This is a genomic window from Lactobacillus sp. ESL0701 (genome assembly GCF_029433445.1).
GTDB lineage: Bacteria > Bacillota > Bacilli > Lactobacillales > Lactobacillaceae > Lactobacillus.
This window is the reverse complement of the sequence record NZ_JAQTIC010000005.1, coordinates 17,746-29,685: the sequence shown is the minus strand read 5'-3', so window position 1 is coordinate 29,685 and position 11,940 is coordinate 17,746. Positions and strand designations below refer to the sequence as shown.

The 11,940-nt window shown below is 39.3% G+C and carries 10 protein-coding genes; 1 reads left to right on the top strand and 9 read right to left on the bottom strand.

Annotated features, from left to right (window positions below; translation table 11 throughout):
* Positions 1-28: 28 nt before the first annotated feature.
* The 3 genes from PT281_RS04740 to PT281_RS04730 form a co-directional block, all read right to left on the bottom strand.
* On the bottom strand, positions 29-1,648 hold the full coding sequence (locus PT281_RS04740) for a CTP synthase (protein ID WP_277152529.1): 1,620 nt from the start codon (positions 1,646-1,648) through the stop codon (positions 29-31).
* 133 nt (positions 1,649-1,781) lie between these two features.
* Positions 1,782-2,342, bottom strand: a complete 561-nt coding sequence (gene rpoE / locus PT281_RS04735; protein WP_277152527.1) for a DNA-directed RNA polymerase subunit delta — start codon at positions 2,340-2,342, stop codon at positions 1,782-1,784.
* Between the two features lie 46 nt (positions 2,343-2,388).
* Entirely contained in the window at positions 2,389-2,793 is a 405-nt protein-coding gene (locus tag PT281_RS04730) for a DUF1934 domain-containing protein (protein WP_277152525.1), read from the bottom strand.
* A 120-nt stretch (positions 2,794-2,913) separates the two neighbouring features.
* Between PT281_RS04730 and PT281_RS04725 the strand changes: the two genes are divergently transcribed.
* Positions 2,914-4,281: an HD domain-containing protein gene (locus PT281_RS04725; protein WP_277152523.1), complete on the top strand. Its 1,368-nt coding sequence runs from the start codon at positions 2,914-2,916 to the stop codon at positions 4,279-4,281.
* Positions 4,282-4,315: 34 nt separating this feature from the next.
* Here PT281_RS04725 and PT281_RS04720 read toward each other — a convergent pair whose 3' ends face one another.
* From PT281_RS04720 to PT281_RS04695, 6 genes are all read right to left on the bottom strand, one after another.
* Entirely contained in the window at positions 4,316-4,777 is a 462-nt protein-coding gene (locus PT281_RS04720) for a YbaK/EbsC family protein (RefSeq protein WP_277152521.1), read from the bottom strand.
* A 139-nt stretch (positions 4,778-4,916) separates the two neighbouring features.
* Positions 4,917-5,885, bottom strand: a complete 969-nt coding sequence (locus PT281_RS04715) for a ribose-phosphate diphosphokinase (protein ID WP_277152519.1) — start codon at positions 5,883-5,885, stop codon at positions 4,917-4,919.
* A 222-nt stretch (positions 5,886-6,107) separates the two neighbouring features.
* A complete protein-coding gene (gene murQ, locus PT281_RS04710; protein WP_277152518.1) occupies positions 6,108-7,004 on the bottom strand; it encodes an N-acetylmuramic acid 6-phosphate etherase in 897 nt (298 codons plus the stop codon).
* A gap of 6 nt (positions 7,005-7,010) precedes the next feature.
* Positions 7,011-8,987 (bottom strand): glucose PTS transporter subunit IIA, encoded by a 1,977-nt coding sequence (locus tag PT281_RS04705; protein WP_277152516.1) that lies wholly within the window; start codon positions 8,985-8,987, stop codon positions 7,011-7,013.
* A gap of 113 nt (positions 8,988-9,100) precedes the next feature.
* Positions 9,101-9,967 (bottom strand): MurR/RpiR family transcriptional regulator, encoded by an 867-nt coding sequence (locus tag PT281_RS04700; RefSeq protein WP_277152515.1) that lies wholly within the window; start codon positions 9,965-9,967, stop codon positions 9,101-9,103.
* Between the two features lie 823 nt (positions 9,968-10,790).
* Entirely contained in the window at positions 10,791-11,846 is a 1,056-nt protein-coding gene (locus PT281_RS04695; protein ID WP_277152514.1) for a MupG family TIM beta-alpha barrel fold protein, read from the bottom strand.
* Positions 11,847-11,940: the final 94 nt, after the last annotated feature.

The following is an 11,940-nucleotide window of genomic DNA, read 5'->3' as shown; positions in this document are numbered from 1 at the left end:
AATCAGATTTTTGTATTATTCAAACCGATTAAAATTTTTCTGCTGGCAAACCACTGGCAGCACCAATGAATGCTTGGTAAAGTCCTTCTGGTCTTTGTGGTCTACTCAAAAATTCTGGGTGGTATTGAGCAGCGACAAAGAATTTGTTCTTAGTAACTTCAACAACTTCAACCAAATGATTATCTGGTGAAACCCCAGCAATCGTCATACCGGCCTTTTCAAAGGCTTCACGATACTCATTGTTAAATTCGTAACGGTGACGGTGACGTTCTTGAATGACATCTTGGTTGTCGTAAGCAGCAGCAGTCTTAGTGCCCTTCTTCAAGGCAGCTGGATACAGACCTAAACGCAATGTCCCACCAATGTTTTCTTCATCACGCTTGTCAGCCATAATATCAATTACGTTATGCTTACCATTAGGTGTTACTTCACCAGTATTAGCATCTTTAATTCCTAAAACATTGCGGGCAAACTCAATTGTAGTTAATTGCATTCCCAGACAAACACCAAGGAATGGGATGTCATTTTCACGAGCGTACTTAATTGCCGTAATCATTCCTTCATAACCGCGGCTGCCAAAACCACCAGGAACAATTAAGCCGTCTGAATCCTTCATGAAGTCAGCAATGTTATCTTCAGTTACATCTTCAGCTTGAACCTTGTCAACTTCAATCTTAGTGTTGTAAAGGTAACCAGCATGTTGTAAAGCATCAGTCACTGAAATATAAGCATCTTCAAGTTCAACGTACTTACCAACCAATGTAATCTTAGTTGTGTACTTCAAATTCTTAGCACGTTCGTCGAGCTTCTTCCATTCTTCCATATCAGCTTCTTGTTTAGGGCTGTCGAGATGTAAGAAGTCACATACCTTTTGGTCCATGCCTTGCTTTTGGAAATCAAGCGGCAAGTCAAATAATGAAGGTGCATTAATTGATTCGATAATCCGGTCAACTGGAACATCGGTAAAGTTAGAAATCTTATCCTTGTGTTCTTGGTCAATTGGCATTTCAGCACGTAAAACTAGCATATTAGGCTGAATTCCAATACTACGCAATTCAGCTACTGAATGTTGAGTTGGCTTAGTCTTCATTTCCTTAGCAGCATGCAAGTATGGCACTAATGTACAGTGAATATACATGACATTGTCTTCGCCAACTTCACGACGCATTTGGCGAATTGCTTCCATGAATGGTGTTGACTCAATATCGCCAACTGTTCCACCGATTTCGGAAATAACAACGTCTGAATCAGTGGTAATTCCGGCACGCATGATCTTTTCCTTAATCATATCGGTAATATGTGGAATTACTTGGACTGTTGCACCATGGTAGTCACCACGACGTTCTTTTTCCAAAACTTCCTTGTAGATCTTACCAGTTGTAACATTGGAATACTTGCTAGTGCGCACATCTACAATTCGTTCGTAGTGACCTAAGTCAAGGTCGGCTTCTGTACCATCATCGGTAACAAAAACCTCACCGTGTTGGTATGGGTTCATTGTTCCCGGGTCAATATTGATGTAGGGATCGAATTTTTGCATGGTTACTTTCAAACCACGGTTCTTAAGCAGACGTCCGAGACTTGAAGCGGTTATTCCCTTACCAAGGGATGAAACAACGCCACCAGTAACGAAGATATATTTTGTCATTAGCCAAACTCCTTCTTAAATAATATCCAGAAAAATAATTAATAAATAAAAAAGCTCCCAACAAAGGGAGCATAAACGCACATAAGGTGCCCAAATAAAATACTATCTATTTTGACCAAAGAAGTCAAGAAAATTATTCTTCTTCCTCGTCTTCATCTTCGTCATCATCAAGTTCTGATAATTGACCTTCGATACCATCTGGCAATTCTTCTTCATCGTCATCAGTGGTAGCACCAAAGTCATCATCGTCATCACCAAAGTCGTCAGTATCATCAGCGGCAGTGGCATCTAAGTCTTCGTCTTCTGGATCATCGTTATCGTAGTCAATAATATCATCACTACCAGTTGCGCTAGCCAAGAAGGCATTAACCTTTTTATGGTGTGAACGAGTATCTTCCTCATCCTCATCTTCTGGGTGGTTAACCTCTTCATCAACAGATTCGTATGGGAACCATGATCTTAATGCCCAAACATTTTCACCCATTGAGATGAATTCACCATTAGTGTTCATATCCGTATAAAATTGCGGCAAGCGTTCACGAATTTCTTCGTCACTTTCACCTAAGAACTTCTGTACGGCATTTACTATATCGGCAAAAGCCATTCTCTTATTATTATCTTCTAAAATTGCGCGAGCAACTTCAATCATTGATAGTTCGTTACGATTTTTGTCTTTAAAGTCGTTTAATCCCACAATTGCATTCCTCTCTTTTACCAATCTTTATTATTTTACTAGGCGTTTAAGTAAAAATCAACGTGACAGTATAATTACCTACTAAGTATAGACCACTAAAGAGGTCATATTCAATTCGAAGTTCTCGGGAACCGTCTTTTTTAGAGAAAAATTTAATTTGGTTGGTGGTACTGGTTAAATCCATCTGGTAACCCGCGGCAACATACCGGCAGGCTTGCTGCTCGCCCAAACGAAAGTGCAGCTGCGAATAATTTTGCTCGTCAGGCTGGCGGCGAATAATCACGTCGCCAGTCTTAATCAAGATTTTAACCGGAATCTTGTCATCTTCAAGATAAGAAACCCGGGTTACTGCACCATCTTGTCTTAGTTCACCCACTGCTTTTTTGGTAAATGATTCTGTCTCTTGCTCCTGCCTAATTGTACTTGTAAACGTCACCGCTACTTTAGCCATCCTGCTAAAACCCCATCTATTCTTAAAACATCGCCTAATTTTTGCTATAATTTAGTTAGTTAAAACTATTCTAAATGATATTTACCCAAAAATTAATAGTCAAGCTTGAGGAATTTTGTAATGGCAGAATTTAATAGTAAAAAATTAGCCAAAGAAGTGGTACTGCGTGACCCCGTCCACGGTTATATCCACATTGAAGATCAGGTTGTTCTTGACCTGTTAAAAACCAAAGAATTTCAGCGCATGCGGCGGATTAAGCAGCTGGGGCCAACCGCTTTCGTCTTCCCCGGAGCAACTCATACTCGTTTTGAACATAATTTAGGCGTTTATGAATTAACCAGACGAATTTGTGACATTTTTGCTAAAAAGTACCCCACTCAACGTCCAGGAGACGGGCTCTGGGACGATAACAATCGCTTACTAGTAGAATGTGCTGGGATGCTGCACGACATCGGTCATGGACCTTATTCGCATACTTTTGAGCACTTATTTAATACTAACCACGAAAAGATAGGTCAAAAGATTATTACCGATTCTAATACCGAAATCAATCAGGTATTAAAGCAGGTTGCGCCTAACTTTCCAGAACTAGTTGCCAGTGTCATTGCCAAGACTTACCCTAACCCACAAGTAGTAAAAATGATCTCCAGTCAAGCAGATGCCGACCGCATGGATTATCTCGAACGGGATGCTTACTTTACCGGTGTCACATACGGCGAATTTGATTTATCACGAATTTTACAAGAAATTAGACCTTACCAAGATGGCATTTGCTTTACTATGGGCGGGATGCATGCCGTTGAAGATTACATCGCCTCACGCTATCAGATGTACCAGCAAGTTTACTTCCACCGGGTCGGTCGCTCAATGGAAGTTTTATTGCAGCATCTGCTCGAGCGTGCTAAGACGATTTATCAACAAGGTAATTTACAAGTAACACCTAGTTTAGCCCGTTTTTTAGCCGGCAGTTGGACACTCGATGATTATTTAAAATTAGATGACGGCGTAATGGAAACCAACTTCTCGATGTGGACCAAGTCTGGTGACCCGATTTTAGCTGATCTTGCTAACCGCTACCTTTACCGCAAACCGTTAGCAAGTGTTCGCATTAATCACGAAACCAAAAATCTACTGCCCAAATTAAAAGACTTAATTAAGCAAGCTGGATTTGACCCCACTTATTACACAGCTACCAATTCCGCGTTTGATGAACCCTATGATGCTTATAAGCCATCCGGCAAAAACGCCAACAGTCAAATTGAAATTATGCAGGATGACGGTCAACTTATTGAATTATCACAATTAAGTCCGCTAGTTCGCGCATTAAACGGCACTATTCAGGGTGACGAGCGTTTCTTCTTCCCAAAAACAATGCTATCAATTAGTGATGAACCACAAATCTTTGATCCTTTATATGAACAATTTCAGCGTTACATTAGGAATGGCGAATTGCGCTATTTAAGACGCCCAAAAAGAACTACCGAATAGAAAGATGAAAGCTGAGCCTTAATGGCTCAGTTTTTTATTTGGTCACATCCACCCATTTACATGGCTGCGTGTATTGTTCTAGTTCCGTCAACGTCAACTTAATTGCCGAATTAGGTAACCCAGCTGCCGGATATATTATGTCATGTTTTTTCAAACTCTCATCAAGATAAACTTTGACTCCCGGCTTAAGCGCAAACGGACAAACACCACCAGCTGGATGACCGATTGCCTCCTCTAATTCAGCAAACTTAATCATCTTCGCCTTTTGCCCAAAGACAGCCTTATATTTGGCATTAGCAATTCGCGCACCACCCTCAGTTACGACCACGATTGGTCCGGTTTTAAGCGTAAAAGCCATTGTCTTAGCAATCTGATTAGGGTCAACATTTAAAACAGCAGCTGCTTCAGCAACAGTTGCCGTCGACTCTTCAAAAACATGAATGCGGTTTTCCAGTTGATACTTCTTAAAGTAATTTACAACATTCTCATAGGACATCAGCACTGCCTCCTTGAACTATATTCAATTATTATGAATTACTATTTAAGATAAGTAAAATAAGTTTTTAAGGCAGCTAAGATAAATTTTAGACAAGCAAAAACAGCCTGACGCTAACTGCAAACAGGCTGTTTTAATTTTATTTATTTTCTTGGTATCTTGTATTAAACAAGGGACTCAGTGGTTCATGACGTTGAATACACTTAATAGCATCCCCCATCAATGGTCCAACTGAAACTAATAATGTCTTATCTAACTTCTTTTCAACTGGTTGATTGATTGAATCAGTCAAGACTAAGTTCTTAATTGGTGAGTCATTCAACCGTTTAATAGCTGGACCTGATAAAACGGCATGAGTAGCACTGGCGTAAACCTCAGTTGCACCAGCATCAATTAATGCTTGCGCTGCTAAGGTAATAGTTCCAGCAGTATCAATCATATCATCAATGATGATTGCACGCTTACCTTTAACGTTACCAATAATGTTCATTACTTCAGCAACATTGGCACGTGGACGCCGTTTATCAACAATTGCAATTGGCGTACCCAAAAATTCGGCTAACTTTCGTGCTCGTGTAACACCACCGTGGTCAGGTGAAACAACAACTGCATCCTTCTCCAAGTGATTGCTTAAGAAGTAATCAGCTAAGAGTGGTGCACCCATCAAGTTATCAACTGGGATATCAAAGAAGCCTTGAATTTGTGGTGCATGTAGGTCGAGCGACAATACTCTTGTTGCTCCTGCTACTTGCAGCATATCAGCAACTAACTTGGCTGTAATTGGTTCCCGTGGACGAGTTTTACGGTCTTGACGTGCGTAACCGTAATAAGGCATAACGATATTAATCGTCTGTGCACTAGCCCGGCGAACGGCATCAATCATAATCAACAGCTCCATCAAATTATCATTGACTGGCGCACTCGTTGATTGAATCAAATAAACATCTTTGCCACGAACAGATTCATCAATATTAATTTGAATCTCACCGTCACTAAAACGTTGAACACTTGACTTACTGAGTGGTACACCAACGCGCTCAGCAATTTTTTCAGCAAGTGGAACATTCGAATTAAGGGCAAACAACATCATATTGTCTTTATAAGACATAATTTCCTCCGTAAAAACATGCTAACAACTTATTATTTTACCAAAAGTTGTCTGAAAAAGTGACTATCCATACTTTATTATTCAACTTTAATCCACAACATTCAAGTCTCTAAAATTAGAATAGCGCTTAATTTGGCAAATTCTTATCATTTTGTAGATATTAGTTAATCACGGCATTCGATAAAAAAAGTTTTACCTTAATTGAAAGATAAAACTTTTTTATTATTTGTTTTGTAAAACTTGACCAACATTGCCATGATGCGCGGCTAATAATTCAGCAGCCTCAACCTTATCAGTTCCTGTCTTAATCATGACAATCGCTAAAGAGACATTATTATCTGTTTTCTTTAAAGTCGCCAACGCTTCAGCAGCTGAAGCACCAGTAGTAACATTAATAATCCGGCACGCACGATCGACCAGCTTAGAATTAGTCGGCTGCACGTCAATCATGACATTTTGGTAAACTTTTCCCTGCCGAATCATTACACCAGTTGACAGCATGTTCAAAATCATCTTTTGCGCTGTCCCAGACTTCATTCGCGTTGATCCAGTGATAACCTCGGGACCAACAACTGTCTCAATGACAATGTCAGCATGGTGACCAATCACGGAATCAGGAACACAAGCAATCGCAACTCCAAGAGCACCAACTTCTTTAGCATAATCTAAACAGCCAACCACGTACGGTGTTCTACCGCTAGCCGCTAAGCCAATAACTGTATCAGTTGCAGTTAAATTCAGCTGCTGCAAATCTTGCTTGCCCAGTTCAGCTGAATCTTCAGCTCCCTCAACAGCGTGATACATTGCTTCTTGACCACCAGCAATTAAGCCAACAGCTCTCTCAGGCTTAATACCATAAGTCGGCACTAATTCAGCAGCATCTAAAACGCCAAGCCGGCCGCTAGTCCCTGCACCAACGTAGACTAAGCGACCACCACGCTGATAACGTTTAGCTGCCTCATCAATTGCCTTAGCAATCGGTTCAACTTGAGTACCTACTGCTTTAGCAACCTTTTGGTCTTCACCATTGATTGTCTTAACCATTTCAATAGTTGACATTGTATCAATATGCATTGTTGCAGGATTACGTGTCTCGGTTACCAGATTCTTGATTTCCATAATTACCTACTTAGTTTTTACCGTAATAACATTTTGATCTGCGTTAACTTTGCCAGGTACAATAGCAGACATTTGTTTAACATGATCCATATTAGTCACAATCGTCATCACAACGGGATCTTTATCAGCTTCCTTGACTGCTGCAATATCCATTTGCGCTAAAACAGTCCCACGTTTAACAGTTTGTCCCTCTTTGACTTTAATTTCAAAAGGAGCTCCCTTTAAGTCCACAGTATCTATTCCAAAATGTAACAGGATTTCCAAATTGCCATTAGTTGTGGTCATTGTAATCGCATGTTTAGTAGCCATTACCGTAACAATTGTGCCATCAACTGGTGCCACAATCTTGCCGTCTTCTGGAATAACCGCATAGCCATCTCCGACCATTTTTTGTGAAAAAACATCGTCGTTAACAGCAGTTAATTCTTCAAGTTCACCACTTACTGGACTAACAAAGTTAACCGTCACACTCTGAGGTTGACTTGCAGCTGGCATTTCCTTAACTGGTTCAACCAGTGAACCATCCTCATTTTTAGCAACCATCGCGATCTTAGGAACACCGAAGAAGTAAGTAGCAATAAAACCACCAAGATAAGCAGCAAGAAGACCAATCACGTACTTCAACCACATGTTGTGGGCAATTAACGGAATTAAGGCAACACCTGAAGTCCCAATCGCAATTGCGCCGACATTACCAAAGGCACCTAAGACAGCACCGCCAATACCACCACCGATGCAGGCAGTAATAAATGGTCGACCAAGAGGAAGTGAAACACCGTAAATTAACGGCTCACCAACGCCCAAGATTCCAACTGGCAACGCACCCTTGATTAATTTAGTTAACTGCTTGTTCTTGCGGCATTTAACCCACAAAGCAATGGCAGCACCAACTTGACCGCCGCCAGCCATTGCCAAAATTGGCAGCAGTGGCGTGTAGCCCATCTTTTGAATCATTTGCAAGTGAATTGGCGTTAAGATTTGGTGCAAGCCCAGCATAACCATTGGCAAGAAGACCAATCCTAAAATGAACCCAGCAATTGGTCCGCCAACTCTTAATACCCAGTTGATCCCACCAACTAATGAGTTAGAGATCCAACCAGCAATTGGCATCGTAATAAAAATGGTAAACAGACCCATAATCAACAATGTCAAAAACGGAGTGAAGATAATATCAACCGAATCGGCAATGTGGCGGTGGAAGTATTTTTCAACATAAGATAATAGCCACACCGACAGCAAGACGCCGATAATCCCACCTTGTCCTGCAGCAAGTGGCTGTTTATCAAAGATATTGGGAATTGTTACTGGCGGAATAATACCCGGAAGCATTACAATCCCACCGATAATTCCACCAAGACCTGGTGTTGCGCCAAATTCTTTGGCAGCATTAATTCCAACAAAGATATTTAAATAAGTGAATAAACCGCTAGACAAAACACCTAACACGGTAATTGCCAATGTCCAGCTTACCGGCAACATCTTGGCCGTCAGCATATTCTTCATAATTCCGGATAAACCAGAAATCAACCCCGCACCGATAAATGCTGGAATTAACGGAATAAAGATAGCCGAAATATGTTGCAGTGCGGCACGCCACCAGGTTTTCTTCAGACTCGCCTTATGGGCTGCATGAACCTCATTAGCCTTAGCCATGACATCGTTTTTGTCCTGCTCATAAGAACTAACTTTACTAGAAGTTGCGCCTTGAGGAAAGGGATCATTCTCTTTCACTCCAGCTGCGTCAACCATACTTTGTGCGACCTTAGTGTTAACTCCCGGTCCCAGAACAATCTCCAGCGTTTCACTTTCGACAACGCCGAGCACGCCATCTATCTTCTTTAGCCCCGCAAGATCAACCTTATTCATATCTCTAATCGCAATTCGAATTCGCGTCATACAATGATATAAAGTTGCGACATTTTCAATACCACCGATGTGGGCATAAATTTCTTTACCCATTTCGGTATATTTATCTGAACTCATTTTTTGCCTCCCTATTAAATCAAAATCAGTATAAACTTATTTAGACCAATTTACAATTTTATTTTTAAATTGGTATATATCAGTAAGTCATTGGATTATACCAATTTCAGAGATTACTTGATTTTGAAAATTTTGCGGTAATTCTCCACCCCTTGACTAGAAGAAGTTACCGCTTTTAAGCTGCGGTCAAAATCGCGACTAAAATACAGGTAAAACAGCACGTCAATTATATAAAATTGACCAGTAATTGAATTAGTTGCACCGACTCGCACATCCGGTTCGATTGGTTTACATGTCGTCAATGCTAACTTGGTTTTTTTGACCAAACTATTCTGCCCAAACATCGTTAACGAAATCGTAAAAATGTGATTTTGGTAAGCATAATCAGCCAAATAAATACATTCTGGTGTTTCACCAGAATTAGAAATTAGCCACAAAGTATCTGCCTTGGTTGCATTAGCTAACTGTGCCAGCAAGACATTAATATCATCCTCGTAAACCACGTTATAACCAATACGGGACCATTTTTGATAAATATTTCGCGCGGCTAACGCGGATGCACCAACTCCAAAGACATAAATTGTTTCTGTCTTGAGTAAACGAGCAACCACGCCTTGGCAAATACCTTCTTGCAATAATTCCTTAGTGTGCTTCAAATTTTCAATTTCATTTTTCAGCAACTTATTACAAATCTCGGTAAATGAGTCATTAGCTGAAATATCCAATTTTTCATCAGTGTCCTGATCCTTTTGACCGGCCAAATCAACCGAAATCATTACTTTCATTGCCGGATAAGATTCTATCTGCAAACTTTTTACTAGTCGTGAAACAGTTGCCGCACTAGTTTGCGAAGCTCGCGCTAACTCATTGATGCTTAATTTGACGGCTTTTTTAGGATTTTGCAAAATATAATCAGCTATTTTTGTTTCCGAAGTTGTTAAATATCTGCGTATCGCTTCCACCCGATTTTTAAAATTCATTTTTCCACCCGACATTCTACAAATTTATTTTAACAAGTTATTTATAATTAAAGCGATTAAATCAAGTCATAATATTGCAATATATAAATATAAATATCATATAGTTATGAATTCGTTTTCATTATAAAACACAAAAAAATATATTTCAACTTCAAATAATATCATTTGATAATTATTTTCATAGTATTCAAGGTTAAGAATACTATACCAAGGTAGCTATTTCTCCAAGCTATTAGCTTATTCTATTAGGACTCCATTTTCAGTACTTAATAAAATTTAAAATATATATTTTTCTTTACCACAGTAATCAATATTAAGTTAACGATTACAAATACCTGCAAATTAGGAAATATAGCTTAAAAGTTATAAATTAAAATTATATTTTCTTGTATACAATAAAAAGATCATCAAATACAATCATCTATTAGTGTTATTTTATAATTTTCGCTTATACAAAATATGCTTGCCACTTTAAGCTTATTAATAAAAATACATTAAACTATTTTTAGTTTCTAATGTTATTTTGAAAAAATATGTACGCTTTAAGCCAAGAGAGTGCTACAATTTATGTTAAGAGAGAAGTATTATGCGCAAGTAAAGACTTAATCTCTAGGTAAACTTTTTTATACAGTTTTTCTAAGTGGAACTTTTAAAAACCCAACATATAATGGCATACGTATAATTTATACATTAATAATAACTTTGAGCACTTTTTATACTAGCTCATCCTTCCACTCTATTCTTTGAATAAATTTTTCCATGCTGTTTAAGAAAGTTTGCTGCTAAAAAAGTGCATTACCCCCAATTCAGGTAATGCACCTTTTTATGCTTGATTAACTTTTTCGAAAATGATCGCCTGATTGGCATCAACTTGTGCTAAAAGCGGCAAATCAGCCACTATTACATGGCCTAAGACGTTTACCCGCTCGTCTGCCGGTAGATTGATCTTAGTTACCTGTAATTCGCCTTGGTAACGCAAATAACGGCGATTATCGCAAGTAATCGTCCCCTTTGGTCGCGCCGCAATCTTAGACTGCGGCTCCACGTTAAATAGCTGCCTTGTTCTGCCTTCAACTAAGCGGATAACATCCCGCGCAACATCGGGACGATTATGCCATTTTTGAGCTATTAATTTCTCAGGAGCTTCAGTTACATGCAGAGTAATGGCATCATGCTTTAAATAATTGGTAAAACTAGTAATTGTACTTGGCTTAAGACTAGGATCACCAATAAAGACGTGATCGCAACCTAATTTTTGTAATTCTAACATAGCAGCCAGTGGATTTTCATCACGCTGCTCTTCTAAAGTAGGAAGCCCCGCCCCAATTGGACCTCGTTTAAAATGGTCCCCTGCAACAAAAGCCATCGTCTTTAGACCATTTTGGTGCAGCCAAATGTTTCTTTTACTTAGCCATGCACGGTCAAGACCGGTTTCAGGACGTGGATAATAATTGTGCCAAGCTTCAAGATGATCAAAATCAGCACCATGCTCACGCAAAGAAGCAATATCTTGATTGCTAAGTGTACTGGCATTTAGGGCAAGTGGCATTTCTTTTGACAATTTAGCAACAATGCTAAAATCAACGCCATCATCAATTCTTAAACCTGTTAAGTTCAATGCCTTGACCTGTGTAACATCTTCAATCATCACGCCTAATCTTGCCAAGCCAATCTTAGACACATCTGCAATCACGTCAAGATCAAGATTGCGGCACCACTTAGTCAGCACATTTAAACGCTGAAGCACAACTTGCGCGTCATCTTCTGGAATATGCAATGACGTAAAAACAACTGCGAAACCAGCATTCCGCATTGCAATTAAGTAATTATAATCTTGAGCAGTCAAATCCTCGCCCAAGTAGATTGAAAAACCTATCATTTTTTCCTCTTTTTCAATACCAATGCTATTTAATCTTACCATATTTTTATGACAACAAAAAAGCACCATCAAAATTATGATGGTGCTTAATTTA